The organism is Nonomuraea sp. NPDC049624, from assembly GCF_040675255.1.
Classification (GTDB): Bacteria; Actinomycetota; Actinomycetes; order Streptosporangiales; family Streptosporangiaceae; genus Nonomuraea.
Map to the genome: position 1 here is coordinate 557,492 of NZ_JBFAOR010000001.1, position 14,645 is coordinate 572,136.

The 14,645-nt window shown below is 71.7% G+C and carries 16 protein-coding genes; 9 read left to right on the forward strand and 7 right to left on the reverse strand.

Features of this window, described 5'->3' with window-relative positions; translation table 11 throughout:
* Nucleotides 1–4 precede the first annotated feature (4 nt).
* Nucleotides 5–520, reverse strand: a complete 516-nt coding sequence (locus AB0J76_RS03010) for a DinB family protein (RefSeq protein ID WP_352321319.1) — start codon at nucleotides 518–520, stop codon at nucleotides 5–7.
* An 89-nt stretch (nucleotides 521–609) separates the two neighbouring features.
* On the opposite strand from AB0J76_RS03010, the gene lysS reads away from it, so the two are divergent.
* Genes lysS through AB0J76_RS03030 form a run of 4 tightly spaced genes read left to right on the forward strand, consistent with a single transcriptional unit; the run spans nucleotide 610 to nucleotide 4,547 of the window.
* The gene (gene lysS, locus AB0J76_RS03015) at nucleotides 610–2,223 is read left to right on the forward strand and encodes a lysine--tRNA ligase (protein ID WP_352321317.1); all 1,614 of its coding nucleotides are present in this window, start codon (nucleotides 610–612) and stop codon (nucleotides 2,221–2,223) included.
* A 13-nt stretch (nucleotides 2,224–2,236) separates the two neighbouring features.
* A complete protein-coding gene (locus tag AB0J76_RS03020) occupies nucleotides 2,237–2,776 on the forward strand; it encodes an AAA family ATPase (RefSeq protein ID WP_352321315.1) in 540 nt (179 codons plus the stop codon).
* A 60-nt stretch (nucleotides 2,777–2,836) separates the two neighbouring features.
* Nucleotides 2,837–3,565, forward strand: a complete 729-nt coding sequence (locus tag AB0J76_RS03025; protein WP_352321313.1) for a glycosyltransferase family 2 protein — start codon at nucleotides 2,837–2,839, stop codon at nucleotides 3,563–3,565.
* 19 nt (nucleotides 3,566–3,584) lie between these two features.
* A complete protein-coding gene (locus AB0J76_RS03030; protein WP_352321311.1) occupies nucleotides 3,585–4,547 on the forward strand; it encodes a 2-dehydropantoate 2-reductase N-terminal domain-containing protein in 963 nt (320 codons plus the stop codon).
* Here AB0J76_RS03030 and AB0J76_RS03035 read toward each other — a convergent pair.
* A complete protein-coding gene (locus AB0J76_RS03035; RefSeq protein ID WP_352321310.1) occupies nucleotides 4,522–5,049 on the reverse strand; it encodes a DUF6886 family protein in 528 nt (175 codons plus the stop codon). The two genes, AB0J76_RS03030 and AB0J76_RS03035, sit on opposite strands and share 26 nt — an antisense overlap.
* A gap of 74 nt (nucleotides 5,050–5,123) precedes the next feature.
* Here AB0J76_RS03035 and AB0J76_RS03040 point away from each other — a divergent pair, with 74 nt between their 5' ends.
* A complete protein-coding gene (locus tag AB0J76_RS03040) occupies nucleotides 5,124–5,579 on the forward strand; it encodes a hypothetical protein (RefSeq protein WP_352321308.1) in 456 nt (151 codons plus the stop codon).
* A 2-nt stretch (nucleotides 5,580–5,581) separates the two neighbouring features.
* Here AB0J76_RS03040 and AB0J76_RS03045 read toward each other — a convergent pair whose 3' ends face one another.
* The gene (locus AB0J76_RS03045; RefSeq protein WP_352321306.1) at nucleotides 5,582–5,995 is read right to left on the reverse strand and encodes a hypothetical protein; all 414 of its coding nucleotides are present in this window, start codon (nucleotides 5,993–5,995) and stop codon (nucleotides 5,582–5,584) included.
* A 62-nt stretch (nucleotides 5,996–6,057) separates the two neighbouring features.
* On the opposite strand from AB0J76_RS03045, the gene AB0J76_RS03050 reads away from it, so the two are divergent.
* Entirely contained in the window at nucleotides 6,058–7,959 is a 1,902-nt protein-coding gene (locus tag AB0J76_RS03050; protein WP_352321305.1) for a nitrate- and nitrite sensing domain-containing protein, read from the forward strand.
* On the opposite strand, the gene AB0J76_RS03055 is transcribed toward AB0J76_RS03050, so the two are convergent.
* Genes AB0J76_RS03055 through AB0J76_RS03070 form a run of 4 tightly spaced genes read right to left on the reverse strand, consistent with a single transcriptional unit; the run spans nucleotide 7,918 to nucleotide 10,190 of the window.
* On the reverse strand, nucleotides 7,918–8,400 hold the full coding sequence (locus AB0J76_RS03055; protein ID WP_352321304.1) for an NUDIX hydrolase: 483 nt from the start codon (nucleotides 8,398–8,400) through the stop codon (nucleotides 7,918–7,920). The genes AB0J76_RS03050 and AB0J76_RS03055 overlap by 42 nt on opposite strands.
* Before the next feature lie 10 nt (nucleotides 8,401–8,410).
* A complete protein-coding gene (locus AB0J76_RS03060) occupies nucleotides 8,411–9,277 on the reverse strand; it encodes a hypothetical protein (protein WP_352321302.1) in 867 nt (288 codons plus the stop codon).
* 24 nt (nucleotides 9,278–9,301) lie between these two features.
* Nucleotides 9,302–10,039, reverse strand: a complete 738-nt coding sequence (locus tag AB0J76_RS03065; RefSeq protein ID WP_352321301.1) for an MBL fold metallo-hydrolase — start codon at nucleotides 10,037–10,039, stop codon at nucleotides 9,302–9,304.
* Nucleotides 10,040–10,049: 10 nt separating this feature from the next.
* Nucleotides 10,050–10,190 carry a hypothetical protein gene (locus tag AB0J76_RS03070; protein ID WP_352321299.1) on the reverse strand — a complete coding sequence of 47 codons (141 nt, stop codon included), beginning with the start codon at nucleotides 10,188–10,190 and terminating at the stop codon, nucleotides 10,050–10,052.
* Between the two features lie 151 nt (nucleotides 10,191–10,341).
* Between AB0J76_RS03070 and rho the strand changes: the two genes are divergently transcribed.
* The 3 genes from rho (at nucleotide 10,342) to AB0J76_RS03085 (ending at nucleotide 14,637) form a co-directional block, all read left to right on the forward strand.
* Complete coding sequence (gene rho / locus AB0J76_RS03075; protein ID WP_364388592.1) at nucleotides 10,342–11,694, forward strand: transcription termination factor Rho; 1,353 nt, start codon at nucleotides 10,342–10,344, stop codon at nucleotides 11,692–11,694.
* A gap of 20 nt (nucleotides 11,695–11,714) precedes the next feature.
* Nucleotides 11,715–12,725 carry a putative RNA methyltransferase gene (locus tag AB0J76_RS03080; protein WP_352321295.1) on the forward strand — a complete coding sequence of 337 codons (1,011 nt, stop codon included), beginning with the start codon at nucleotides 11,715–11,717 and terminating at the stop codon, nucleotides 12,723–12,725.
* 145 nt (nucleotides 12,726–12,870) lie between these two features.
* Nucleotides 12,871–14,637 (forward strand): prolyl oligopeptidase family serine peptidase, encoded by a 1,767-nt coding sequence (locus AB0J76_RS03085; protein WP_352321293.1) that lies wholly within the window; start codon nucleotides 12,871–12,873, stop codon nucleotides 14,635–14,637.
* Nucleotides 14,638–14,645 lie beyond the last annotated feature (8 nt).

Below are 14,645 nucleotides of genomic sequence, written 5' to 3' on the forward strand. Positions count from 1 at the left end.
CGGGTCAGTAGTAGCCCTTGTTCCCGTCGACCAGCTCTCTGACGATGTCGAGGTGGCCGGCGTGCCTGGCGGTCTCCTCGACCATGTGGATCAGCACCCAGCGCAGCGAGGACGCCGCCGACCGGAAGTCGGGGTGCTTGCCGACGTCGTCGAGCGAGTGGGCGGCGACGATCTCGTTGGAGCGCTCGCACTGCTTGGCGTAGTCGTCGAGGAGCTGGGCCAGCGTGACGCCCTCGACCAGCATGTCGGCGTCCTCGGGCTCGTCCTGGAACTGCGGGTTGCCCTCGGCGCTGCCGCCCAGGAAGAGCACCTCGAACCAGCAGTGCTCGGTCCAGCGCATGTGGGAGACCAGGCCGGCCACCGTCATCAGGGGCGAGGTCGGCAGCACCGGCCGGTGGGCGTCGGCCTCGGCCAGCCCCTCGCACTTCCAGTGGACGATCGCGCGCTGCATGTCGAGCCAGCCGACGAGCTGGGTACGTTCGTCGGCCACGAAGGGCGGACGTACACGGGGTGGCGTCATGCGCCGGAGGCTACTGCAGGGCCCGTCGGCGACGCACCGGATTTTCGGCCGGTTCGCGTATGACCCGGGCGAGCCGCGACAATGGCTCGATGGCGGAAAGTGCAGAGGCCGACTGGGTCTCCAGGTTCGCGGACGAGGTGATCTCCGAGGCGGAGCGTCGTGCCCCGGGCAAACCGATCGTCTGCGCCTCCGGGCTCAGCCCCTCGGGCCCCATCCACCTGGGCAACCTGCGCGAGGTCATGACCCCCCACCTCGTCGCCGACGAGATCAGGCGGCGCGGCCTCGACTGCGTGCACCTGCTGTCCTGGGACGACTACGACCGTTTCCGCAGGGTGCCCGCGGGCGTCGACCCGTCCTGGGCCGAGCACATCGGCAAACCGCTGACCTCGGTGCCCGCCCCGCCGGGCAGCCCGCACGCCAACTGGGCCGAGCACTTCAAGGCGCCGATGACCGCCGCGCTGGCCGAGCTGGGCGTCGACTACCGGGGCATCAGCCAGACCGAGCAGTACACCTCGGGGGCCTACCGGGAGCAGATCCTGCTGGCCATGCGCGAGCGGTCGCGGATCGACGCGATCCTGGCGGCGTACCGGACCAAGGACGGCGGCCGGGAGGTGGCCGACTACTTCCCGTACAAGCCGTACTGCGAGCTGTGCGAGCGCGACCTCACCAAGGTCACCGCGTACGACGACGAGACGACCGAGCTGGCCTACACCTGCGAGTGCGGGTTCGGCGAGACCGTGCGCCTGGCCGAGCACGACCGCGGCAAGCTGGTGTGGAAGGTCGACTGGCCGATGCGGTGGGCGCATGAGGGCGTGGTCTTCGAGCCGTCGGGCGTCGACCACCACTCCCCCGGCTCGGCCTGGATCGTCGGCGGCCAGATCGTCGGCGAGATCTTCGGCGGCGAGCAGCCCATCGGACCGATGTACGCCTTCGTCGGCATCACCGGCATGGCCAAGATGAGCAGCTCCAAGGGCGACGTGCCGACCCCGGCCGACGCGCTGGAGATCATGGAGGCGCCCGTGCTGCGCTGGCTGTACGCCCGCCGCAAGCCCGCGCAGTCCTTCAAGATCGCCTTCGACCAGGAGATCCAGCGCCTCTACGACGAGTGGGACGCCCTGGCCCGCAAGGTCGCAGCCGGCCAGGCCCAGCCCGCCGAGCTGGCCGCCCACGCCCGTGCCGTGGGCACCGCCGCCGGGCCCCTGCTGGCCACGCCGGTCCCGGTGCCCTACCGCACACTGGCCTCGATCCTCGACATCACCACCGGCCACGACGAGCAGGCGCTGCGCATCCTGCGCGACCTCGACGCCGTCGACCGGCTCGACGAGGCCCGCCCCCGGCTCGACCGGGCGCAGCGCTGGGTGGCCGACCACCTGCCCGCCGACCAGCGCACCCACGTGCGCGAGACGCCCGACCAGGAGCTGCTCGACTCCCTCGGCCAGACCGAGCGCGAGTCGTTGCGGCTGCTGGCCGACGGCCTCGACGACTGGACGCTCGACGGCCTCACCAACCTGGTCTACGGCGTGCCGAAGCTCCAGGCCGGCCTCGACGCCGACGCCAAGCCCACGCCGGAGCTGAAGGCGGCCCAGCGCGCGTTCTTCGTCCTGCTCTACCGGCTGCTGGTCGGCCGCGACACCGGGCCGCGGCTGCCCACGCTGCTCATGGCGGTGGGCGCCGACCGGGTGCGGAAGCTGGTCGGCGGGTGAGGGGCGGCCGCGGGTGAACGGCGTCGTCCTGGTCACCGGGATCTCGGCCGCGGGCAAGTCCACGGTCGCCCAGGCGCTGGCCGAGCGCCTGCCGCGGTCGGCCCACGTCCGGGGCGACACCTTCCGCCGCATGGTCGTGGGCGGCCGGGCCGAGATGACGCCCGGGTCGGAGGAGGAGGCGGTGCGCCAGTTGCACCTGCGCTACCGGCTCGCGGCCCGGACGGCGGACTTGTATTTCGAAGCCGGATTTACAGCAATTGTGCAAGATGTGGTTCTTGGAGAGGACTTGGAGCGGTTCACTCGGTGGATCCGCACCCGTCCGCTGCGGGTGGTCGTGCTCGCCCCCGACGCCGCCGCCGTCGAGCGCCGCGAGCGCGAACGCGCCAAGACCGGCTACGGCACCTGGACGATCGCCCAGCTCGACGCCGCCCTGCGGGCCGGGACGCCGCGCATCGGCCTGTGGCTGGACACCTCCGCCCAGTCCCCCGCCGAGACCGTCGAGGAGATCCTCGCGCGGGCGGACGAGGCATTGGTCGGTGGAGATCGCATATAAGTAGGATCACTGCAAGGCAGTGTCAAGTGGGCTGCATGTGTGCAGGTGCACCTTGTACCCATGAACAAGCAGCCCTTCGCCGCCAGTGTCAGTGTCATCGTCCCCGCGATGAACGAAGCCGAGAACCTTCCCCACGTCTTCGCCACGCTGCCCGACTGGATCGACGAGGTGATCCTGGTCGACGGCAACTCGACCGACGACACCGTCGCCGTCGCGCGCAGGCTGCGCCCCGACCTCCGGGTCGTCGTGCAGAGCCGGCGCGGCAAGGGCAACGCCCTCATCGAGGGCTTCCAGGCCGCCCGGGGGGACATCATCGTCATGATCGACGCCGATGGATCCACCGACGGCAAGGAGATCCGCTCGTTCGTCGAGACCCTCATCGACGGCGCCGACTTCGCCAAGGGCTCCCGGTACGCCCCCGGCGGCGGCTCCGACGACCTCAGCCCCATCCGGTCGCTGGGCAACAAGTTCCTCACCGGCCTGACCAACATGCTGTACGGCACCCGCTTCACCGACCTGTGCTACGGCTACAACGCCTTCTGGCGCGACCACCTGGACGTCATGGAGCTCGACTGCGACGGCTTCGAGATCGAGACCCTCATGAACGTCCGGGCCGCCCAGGCCGGCCTGGTCATCCACGAGGTGCCCAGCCACGAGCGCTCCCGGATCCACGGCGCGAGCAACCTGCACGCGGTGCGCGACGGCTGGCGCGTGCTGAAGACGATCATGCGCGAGCGTACGCGCGGGACCGCCCTGATGCCGCAGACCGAGGTGGCGCTGGCGAAGTAGGAAGTGACATCCTCCGACAATGCGCTACATAGTGATCGGAGCAGGAGCAGTCGGCGGCACCATCGGCGCCCGCCTCCACCAGGGCGGGCACGAGGTCGTGCTCGTCGCGAGAGGCGCGCACCACGAGGCGCTCAAGCGTGACGGACTCCGCCTGATCACCCCCGATTCCGACGAGACCCTGGCCATCCCCGCCGCCTCCGGCCCGATCCCCACCCGCGACGACGACGTGCTGATCCTGGCCACCAAGTCCCAGGACACCCTGGCCGCCCTCGATCCCTGGCCGACGGACCTGCCGGTCGTGTGCGCGCAGAACGGCGTGGCCAACGAGCGCACCGTCCTGCGCAGGTCCGAGCGGGTCTACGGCATGTGCGTGTGGCTGCCGTCCCAGCACCTCGAACCCGGCGTCGTGGCCGCCCACGGCCACCCGTACTCGGGCCTGCTGCACGTCGGCCGCTATCCCCAGGGTGTGGACGACCTCGCCGGGAAGATCGCCGACGACCTCGGCAAACACGGGCTCCTCGCCCGCGCCACCCCCGACGTCATGCGCTGGAAGCACGGCAAGCTGCTCAACAACCTCGGCAACGCCGTCGAAGCCCTCGTCGGGCACGCCGACGGCATGGCCGAGCTCGCCGACCGGGCCCGTGCCGAGGCCATCGGCGTGTTCGAGCACGCGGGCATCCCCTACTCCACCCCCGAGGACGAGCGCCGGGTCCGCGGCCACCAGGTGGACGTCGTCCCGATCGAAGGCGTCCGGCGCGGCGGCGGGTCGTCCTGGCAGAGCCTGGCCAGGGGCAGCGGCTCGATCGAGGCCGACTACCTCAACGGCGAGATCGTCCTGCTCGGCCGCGAGCACGGCGTGCCCACGCCGGTCAACGAAGTGCTGCGCCGCGAGGCCAACCGGGTCGCCCGCGAGAAGCTGCCGCCCGCCTCGATGCCGGTGGCCGAGCTGACCGCGCTCATCGACGCGCGTTCCGCAGCCTGATCCCGCTGAACTCCATGCTGCTGCCGGTCACCTCGTGCCAGAACGGCCACAGGTTGTCCAGCACCCGCAACTGGATCCCGGCCTGCTCGTGCAGCTCGAACAGGTCGCCCACCGGCTCCGGCGGGCCGATCGGGACGACCGGCTCCCTCGACACCAGGGCGTGCGGCGGGTCGCCGATCGGCGCGAACCCGGCCGCGGGCAGGCGGTAGGCGTACAGGCGGACGTCCATGACGGCCCTGAGCCAGGCGTACTCGACGGCGTGCACGCGCTCGCCGCAGCCCGCGCCGGCGATCCTGGCCACGTCCTCGTCGGTGGTGTGCGGCCCGCGCCAGGCCATCGCCCGCGGGCAGGCGCGCGGGAACCAGTGGTCGGGGCAGCGGTCGTGGCCGACCGCCCACACGTACGGCTCGCCGAGCGAGGACGTCTGCGCGACCCGGGGCACGAACCGCTCGATGGTCGGGTCCTCGGAGAAGTGCAGCACCTGGCCTGGCTCGGGTCTCATACCCGCCATCATGCGCATACCCCGTCTCCGTCAGGGCAGAAGAAACGCGCTCTGACGACAAGGGGTGAGTTCGGATGGTCTTATTGGGTCTGATCCTGGTCCTGCTCGCCGGCGGCGCCGTCGCCTTGGTGGCGACGGAGGAGAGCTCCAGGTACATCCTGTTCGGCAACACCTACCAGCTCGACCACGTCCAGATGTTCCTCGCCGGAGCGGTCGTCGCGGCCGCCCTGCTGGCGGGGATCTGGCTGATCGGCGCCGGGTCGCGCAGGACCGCCAGGAAGCGCCGCAGGCTGCGGGCCGCCCGCGCCGAGGAATCCGACCGGGTCTCCCGCCTGGAGAACGAGAAGCGGGACCTCGAACGGCGGCTCGAACGCGACCGCAACCGCGCCGCGCACGACGGCGTGACGGACGGCGGAACGGACGGCCGCGTCGCACACGAACGGGTCGCGAGCGAGCGAGCCGCGCACGAACGGGTGGACGGCGACCGGCTGGTGGCCGGCGGCCGCCGCCCCGACGACACCAGGCCGTGAGCTCATGGGCGCGAGGGCAGCAGCTTGCCCTCGCGCCAGAGCGCGAAGCCCGTGACCAGCGCTCCCATGCCTTCCCAGAGCCCCACGCCGAAGAACTCGCCCGGCGCCGCCCCCGTGACGACCAGCGTCGTGAAGACCGCGAACGTCACCAGCCGGAACGGCACGGTCCACCGGAAGAACGGCGTGTAGTCGGCGGATGCCGCGAAAACGTAATAGACCCCCATGTTCACCGCCGCCATCGACGAAGCCGCCATGTAGACCAGCGTGTAGTCGCCGGACGGCCGTACGCCGAGCACCTCGAAACCCAGCAGGACCAGCAGGGAGTCCGGCGACAGCAGCCCGACGAGCCCGAGCGCGAAGGCGAGCACGCCGAAGACGCCGATGGTCCAGCCGGCGGCGGAACGCGGAAGACGCACAGAAATCCTTCCAAAGGGGGGTGTAATCTGCGAGGCGATCTCATCATGCACCCGGAGGTCGCATGCCCCCCACGCGTGGCCGTCCCATTGCTCTGAAGCTCCTGATCCTCCTGCTCGTGCCGCTGCTGTCCCTGGTCGGGCTGTGGGCGTTCGCGGCGGGCCTGACCGGCGGCGACGGCCTGCGCCTGCTGGAGATCAACAAGCTCGCCTCCAACCTGGCCACGCCGTCGGAGCGCGTCAACGCCGAGCTCCAGGACGAGCGGCTGGCCTCGGTCGAGTTCCTGGCCACCCACCGCGGCGCGGACAAGCTGGCCAGGCAGCACGGGCAGACCGACCGGGCCGTCGCGGCCTTCCGCAAGCTGGCCAAGGACCAGCGCGGGATGTCGCCCGAGATGCGCACCCAGCTCGACGCCCTCAACGCCAAGCTCGACCTGCTGTCCGGCATCCGCGCCGAGGTGGACGGCAACACGGTCGCGCCGCTGACCGTGATCGACGGCTACAGCCAGATCGTGGACGCCTCCTTCCGCATGTACGACGCGATGGTCCTGGTGCCCGACATGTCGCTGTACCGGCAGGCGCGGGCCGTCACCATGCTCGGCGAGGCCAAGGACCTGGTCTCCCGCGAGCGCGCGATGATCGTCGTGGTGCTGGCCAGAGGGCGGGTCGAGGCGGTCGAGCGGGAGGCGTTCACCGGGATGGTGGCGACCCGGCGGCTGCTGTACTCGCAGGCGCTCTCACACCTGGACGGCGGCCTGCGCGGCCCGTACGAGCAACTGGCCGCCTCGCCCGTCTACAAGGAGTTCCTCGACGCCGAGGACGCCATCCGGGGCCAGGCCGCGATGAACGGCCTGCCCGCCACCGCCGCCACCTGGGAGATCGACGGCCAGAACCTGTGGGCCGTGCTCGAACGCGACCAGGGCCAGGCCGTGGAGGGCATCGTGGCCCGGGTGACGCCGGCCGCCGGGAGCATCCTGATCAAGATCGGCGTGGCCGGCGGCGTGGGCCTGCTCGCCGTGCTCGCCTCGATCCTGCTGTCGCTGCGCTTCCGCAGGCGGCTGGTCCGCGAGCTGGCCGGGCTGCGCGACGCGGCCACCGAGCTGGCCGAGGTGCGGCTGACCGGGCTGATCGAGCGGCTGCGCACGAACACCCGCCCGCCCACGGCCGCCGAGGTCGCGCCGCTGGAGGTCAGGACGGAGACCTCCGAGGTCGCCGACATCGTACGGGCCTTCAACCACGTGCAGTCCACGGCCGTGGAGGCCGCCGTCGACCAGGCCAGGCTGCGGCACGGCGTCAGCCAGGTCTTCGTGAACCTGGCCCGCCGCAACCAGTCGCTGCTGCACCGCCAGCTGCTCCAGCTCGACAGCATGGAGCGGGCCACCGAGGAGCCCGACCTGCTGGCCGACCTGTTCAAGCTGGACCACCTCACCACCCGCATGCGCAGGCACGCCGAGAGCCTGATCATCCTGTCCGACCAGGCCCCCGGACGCGGCTGGCGCAACCCGGTGGCCATCCTCGACGTGCTGCGCGCGGCCGTCGCGGAGGTCGAGGAGTACGAGCGCGTCGAGATCCTGCCGCCGCCGCAGACCGCGCTGCTCGGCGCGACCGTCACGGACGTGGCCCACCTGCTGGCCGAGCTGGTCGAGAACGCCACCCTCTTCTCACCCCCGCAGACCAGGGTGGACGTGCGCAGTTCGAGCACCCCGAACGGCCTGATGATCGAGATCGAGGACCGCGGCCTCGGCCTGCCCCGCGTCGAGCTGGACGAGCTCAACGACCGGCTGGCCAAGATGCCGGAGTTCGACCTGGCGCAGAGCGACCGGCTGGGCCTGTTCGTGGTCGGCCGGCTGGCCGCCCGGCACGACATCAAGGTCACCCTCGCGCCCTCGCCCTACGGCGGCCTGACCGCGATGGTCTTCCTGCCCTCAGCCATCCTGGCCGACCAGCCGGTCCTCGCCGGGAGCTAGGTAGGCCGTCCCGCCCGAGGTTCGCGCCCGCGCGGCCGCCAGCAGCCGCCGGTGGCCGTGGGCGGGCAGCAGGCGGGCGGCCTCCTCATGGGTGTAGAAGCCGTGGTCGTCCAGCTCCTCGGCCTGCAAGGTGATCACCGTGCCCGGCGGCAGCTCGCCGCAGTCGAACATGAAGTTGACCATCGCGTACGGCACGTAGGCCAGGCCGTCGACCCAGCTCACGGCGAGCAGCCGGCCTACCTCCAGCGTCAGGCCGAGCTCCTCGGCCACCTCCCTGGCGCACGCCTGCGCCGGGTGCTCGCCCGCGTCGATGATGCCACCGGGGAAGGACCAGTGGTCGCGGTAGTTGGGCTTGACGAGCAGGGCGCGGCCCCGCTCGTCGGTGATGTAGGCCGCGGCCCCGGTGACGACCCTGTTGACGGTGGACCAGAAATCGTTCACCGGGCCAACGTTACGGCAGCACCTGCAGCAGCGCCTGGGTCCTGGCCTTGGCCGGTTCCTCGATCCGCTGGCTCTCCTTGCCCGCCGCGTCCAGCACGACCAGCGTGTTGTGCGCGCCGCCCGCCACGCGGACGACCAGCCGCCCGTCGGCCAGGTAGAAGGCGCCGATCAGCCGGCCCTTGACGGCCGGGGTGAGCTTCCGGCCCGTCACCAGGTCGACCACGGCCGGCTTGAAGGCCGCCGGCCAGCTGCCGTCGCCGAGCGCGGCGGAATCGGCGGGGACCGCGACGACCGCGTTGCGGCCGTTCGGCGACAGGCTCTGCACGTGGGTGACGAGCTTGACGCCCTTGGCCCTGACGGCCTTCCCGGTCTGGACGTCGAGCCGGTAGACGGCGTCGGCCTCGCCGGTGTAGCCCGCCAGGTACCGGCCGCCCGCCGCCCACGCCAGGTGGCACACGCCCTTGGTCGTGCCGAGCCGGCGCCTGCCGGTGCCGTCGGCCTTGACCGCCATGACGGTCTCGCCCTTGCCGACGTAGGCGACCTGCGTGGAGTCGGGCGACCAGACGGGGGTCAGGCATGGCGTGCCGCCCTGGAGCTTCGTGGCCGCGGTGACGGTCTTGGCGCCGTCCTTGACCTGGAGGTTGCCGCCGTCGGTCACCCAGGCGGCCTTCCTGCCGTCCGGCGAGACGGCGAACTGCGGCAGCGCGCCGATCTTGGCGAGGGTGCTCCACTCCCCGCCTTCGTAGCGGGCGAGCCGGTGGCCGTCGCCCGCGTAGACGGCGGCGCCGGAGAGCTCGGGCGCGGTGGCCGCCGACGCGGGGGCGGGGGCCAGCAATGCGACGCCGAGGGCGAGCCCGGCCACAACACGAATCTTCATGACAGCCTATGGTGCCGTAACGGATCAAAGACGCATGAACGGCTCGCTGAAGTGCGCGGTGGCGATGGTCGCCCGCTCGGCCCGCAGCGCCGCCAGGACCTCGGTGCGCGTGCGCGCGGCCGTCTCCTGGTCGTCGTCGTAGGCGTAGTGGATGCCCGGGTCGGCCAGTTGCACCGGGTGGAGCACGAGGTCGCCGGTGATGGCCAGGTCGCCGACCCTGGCGATCTGGTGGCCGGCGGTGTGGCCGGGCGTGTGCTGGACGTGGACGCCCGGCGCGATCTCGGCCTGCCCCTCGACGACGTGGAGCTGGTCCTTGAGCAGGGTCAGCAGGTCGGACATGGCTCCGGAGGCCGAGTCCACCTCGGCCCGCTGGAGCACGTGGCGCGCGTTCTCGAACACCGGCCGGCCGCCCGTGACCGCGCCGCTGGCGTGGTCGCTGTGCAGGTGGGTGAGGACGACGGTGCCGATGTCGGCGGGCATGACGCCCACCGCCGCCAGCTCGTCCGTCAGGACGCCGGGCACGGGCGCCCAGCCGGCCGCCGGGGAGTCCTCCCCGCCGATGCCGGTGTCGACGAGGGTGAGGCGGCCTGCGCCGTCACGCAGCAGGTAGCAGTGGAAGTGCAGGACCCACGGATCGTCCGCCGGGCCGGAGCCGGGGAACATCTCGGCGAGCGGGAGGCGGATCGCGGGGCCCATCGGGCCCACCGCGTCGCAGAGCGGCGTCACCTCGACGCCGGAGACGGTGATGGGGCTGTGCTTCATCCCGCCTAGGTTAGGCGGCGACGGGCTGCCGCGGAACGTACTCGTTCTCCAGGTCGGCGGCGTAGACGGCGCGGCAGCAGTGGGCGCACCGGTACATGATCGGGCCCTCGTCGAGCGTGTGCTGGCACTGCGGGCAGTGGACGGTGTTCATGGCGTTCCCCCAAGGAGCTCGGATGTGTCCATGGAACCCCCGCCGAGTTGCAGGGGTCCTGCATGTCACTTGACACGGTGCCGCTGCGCTGATGGGGGTTGTGTGTCTTCGCCGCACCGCCGGCCGGGCGTCTTCCTCACGGCGTGGTGCGATGAAGAACATTGTCACGCGTACGGGCCGGGACGCGCGGCAGAACACACCAGAACCGTCCGGGAATAGTCCAAGAGGGCTAGGCGTTTCATGGGGCGGAACGTGTGGTATCTTCCCCACAAGCGTTGAGCTTCTGCTCCGCTGGTTTTCCTCGTCAAGCCCCGCCCAGGTTCTCCGGGCCCGGCTTCTTCATCGAACTCGCCGATCCCGCATCGGCGCATCTCCCCCAAAGGGGCTCATCATGTCTGTTCACACCATTCCGCAACAGCGCGCGGAAACGCCCGCAGGGCAGGTGAGCGGCCTCCTCGACGTGCAGGAGAAGTCCGCCTTCATCCGCGCGGAACACCTTCCCGGGCCGGGCGACGTACGCCTGCCGGTCGAGCGGGTCAGGCAGCTGGGGCTGCGGCGCGGCGACCACGTCGTGGCCTCCGTGGCCGGGAACAAGCCGGCCGCCGTCCAGTCCGTCAACGGCCTGACCGAGTGGCGGGACCGGCCGCGTTTCGAGGAGCTGACGCCCGTCCACCCGGACGAGCGGCTGGTCATCGAGACCGGGTCGCTCAGCACCCGGGTCATCGACCTGGTCGCGCCCATCGGCAAGGGGCAGCGCGGTCTCATCGTGGCGCCGCCCAAGGCCGGCAAGACGATGGTGCTGCAGGCGCTGGCCGCCGCGGTCACCCGCAACCATCCCGAGGTGCACCTCATGGTCGTGCTCGTGGGCGAGCGGCCCGAGGAGGTGACCGAGATGCGAGCCTCCGTCCAGGGGGAGATCTTCTCCTCCACCTTCGACCACCCCGACCGCGACCACGCCGCCGTCGCCGAGCTGGCCCTCGAACGCGCCAAGCGCCTGGTGGAGGGCGGCGGCGACGTCGTGCTGCTGCTCGACTCGCTGACCCGGCTCGGCCGGGCCTACAACAACCTCGCGCCCGGCGGCGGCCGGGTGCTCACCGGCGGCATCGACGCCCGCGCCCTCTACCCGCCCAAACGTTTCTTCGGCGCGGCCCGCAACGTCGAGGGCGGCGGCTCGCTGACCATCCTCGCCAGCGCCCTCGTGGACACCGGCTCGCGCATGGACAACAGCCTGTACGAGGAGTTCAAGGGCACCGGCAACATGGAGCTCCACCTCGCCCGCGACCTGGCCGAGCGACGCCTGTTCCCGGCGGTCGATCTGGAGGCCTCCGGCACCAGGCGCGAGGAGATGCTGCTGCATCCGCAGGAGCGCCAGGTGATCTGGCGGCTGCGCCGCACGCTCGCCGGGCTGGACCGGCAGCAGGCCCTGGAGACGCTCGTCGGCAAGCTGCGCGCGACGCCGTCCAACGCCGCGTTCCTGCTGGAGGCGCTGCGCGCGGCGGCGTGAGGCCGCTGGAGAATGGGCGCATGCTGGCCGACATCGTCGAACACCTGATCTGCCCCGTCTGCCACGCGGACGTGGAGCTCGCCGAGGGCGCCCTGCGGTGCGCGCGGGGGCACTCCTTCGACGTCGCCAAGCAGGGGTACGTCAGCCTGCTCACCGGGTCACGCCCGCCCGGCACCGCCGACAGCCCCGCGATGGTGGCCGCGCGGGCCGAGTTCCTGGCGGCCGGGCACTACGCCCCGCTGGCGCAGGCGCTGGCGGAAACCGTACGCGTACGGGTGGCGGCCGGAGAAAAACGTGAATCTTCTACTGAATCGAATGACGAAACCGGGCCGAGAGCGTACGGTGGGGCGGGAGTGGAGGCCGGTCCGCAAGATGGGCCGGTGACCGTCGAGGGTCTCGGCGCGGCGGGCAGGGTCGCACCGCTGATCGTCGACGCCGGCACGGGCACCGGACACTATCTGGCGGCCGTGCTCAATGCGGTGGACGATGGCATCGGGATGGCGTTCGACGTGTCCAAGCACGCCGTACGGCGGGCGGCGCGGGCGCATCCGAGGCTGGGGGCGTTCGTGGCGGACGTGTGGCGGCCGCTCCCGATCCGGCATGGGGTGGCCGATGTGGTGATCGATGTGTTCGCGCCCAGGAACGGGCCCGAGTTCCGGCGGATCCTGCGCCCTGGAGGGGCCGCGGTCGTCGCGACCCCGGCCGCGGCGCACCTGAGCCCGCTGGTCGAGGAGCTGGGGCTGCTCTCGGTGGACGAGGAGAAGGATCGCCGGGTCGCCCGCAGCATGCAGGGGTTCGCTCAGACCGGGCGGCGCACGATCGAGTTCGACATGGAGCTCGGACCGGACGAGCTGATCCAGGTCGTGGGAATGGGCCCGAGCGCGTGGCACACTGATTCCGCCGAGCTGGCCGCCCGCATATCCGGTTATTTCCGCCGACATGCCAAGAATGGCCAGAAGAAAGTTACGGTCAGAGCCGCGTTTCATCTGTCTATCTTCGAGCCTGAGTCCCGTTCAAGACCTGTTCCTTGACGGGCATCTGCGACTGGTGTTACTAATGGGGCATTTAGTCCGAAATTCCCCCACATTCCCCGAGTATTTCCCCGACTCAGGCGCAATACTGGACGGCATCCCGCACCCAGAGGGCGTGGGCCATCGATGGGAGGGGGCGCGCCGGATGAAGGCGGAGGAACGCTGGCAGGCCAGGTTCCGCGCGTCGCGCATGACGCTGCCGACCTGGGCCCGCCAGGCCCCGAACCGCTCCATCTACCGCTCCAACGCCACCGGGACGTGGGAGGTCTACGCCTGGGACCGGGCGACGGGCGCCGTGCGCCAGGTCACCGACCGGCCCAAGGGCACCGCGTACGCGGCGATCGACCCGGCGGGACAGTGGATCTACTGGTTCGCCGACACCGACGGCGACGAGTTCGGCACCTGGTGGCGCCAGCCGTTCGCCGGCGGTCCGAGCGAGCCGGCCGCGCCCGGCCTGCCGCCGGGTCAGCCGGGCGGCATCGCGCTGTCGGCCACCGGCCTGGCCGCCATCAGCCTGGCCAGCGAGGGCACGTTCCGGATCCATCTGGTGCCTCCCGGCGGGCCGGCCGAGCTGCTGTACGAGCACGCCGAGGCCGCCTGGGTGACCGACATGTCCCTCGACGGCTCCCTCATCGCCATCAACCACGGCGAGTACGGCGACTTCCGGCGTCCGGCGCTGCGCGTCGTCGACCAGCACGGCGAGACCGTCGGCGAGCTCTACGACGGCCCCGACAAGGGCGTGCACGGCCTCCGCTTCGCCCCGGTGCTCGGCGACCGCCGCCTGCTGACCCTGCACGAGCGCCGCCAGCGCCACGAGCCCCTGGTCTGGGACCCGGTCACCGACGAGCAGCGCGAGATCTGGCTGAAGGACCCCGGCGACCTGGCCGCCGAGTGGTTCGACGACGGCCGCGGCCTGCTGATCGTGCGCGACCACCGTGCCCGCAGCTACCTGCACCGCTACGACCTGGCGGGCGGCGTCCTGACGCTCATCGACACCCCGCACGGCGTGATCGACGAGGCCGCGCCGCGGCCCGGCGGCCACATCGAGTACTCCTGGTCCAGCGGCTCGCGCCCGCCGGTCATCCGGTCGAGCAACGGCCAGGTCGTGCTCAACGCGGGCGGCCCGCCGGCGCCGCCGAGCGTGCCCGTCGAGGACCTCGACGTCGAGGGGCCCGGCGGGCGCATCCACGCGCTGGTGTCCAAGCCCGAGACCGGCGCGGCGCCCTATCCGGCGGTCTTCCTCATGCACGGCGGCCCGACCGACCACGACCGCGACGCCTTCTCCCCCGAGGTCGCGGCCTGGGTCGACGCGGGCTTCGCCGTCGTCCGCGTCAACTACCGCGGCTCGACCGGCTACGGCTCCGCCTGGCGCGACGCGCTGCACGGCGACGTCGGGCACATCGAGCTGGCCGACATCGCCGCCGTCCGCCAGTCGCTGGTGGACCGGGGCACGATCGACCCCGCCCGGCTGATCCTGGCCGGCACCGCCTGGGGCGGCTACCTCTCGCTGCTCGGGCTCGGCGTCCAGCCGGGCCTGTGGGCCGCGGGCATCGCCGCGGTGCCCATCGCCTGCCACCAGACCTGCTACGAGGACGAGGCCGAGAGCCTGCGCGCCTACCAGCGCGCCCTGCTCGGCGGCTCCCCCGACGAGCAGCCCGAGCGGTACGCGTTCTGCTCGCCGATCACGTACGTGGACCAGATCAAGAGCCCCCTGCTCATCCTCGCCGGCGAGAACGACACCCGCTGCCCGCTGCGCCAGATCGAGAAGTACGTGGCCAAGCTGGCCGAGCACGGCCGCGAGCACGAGCTCTACACCTACGGCGCCATCCGCGGCTCGCTCGTGGTCGCCGAACGCATCGCGCAGACGGCCCTGCAACTGGAGTTCGCCCGCAAGCACGTGCACGTCGGCTGACCTGTCGC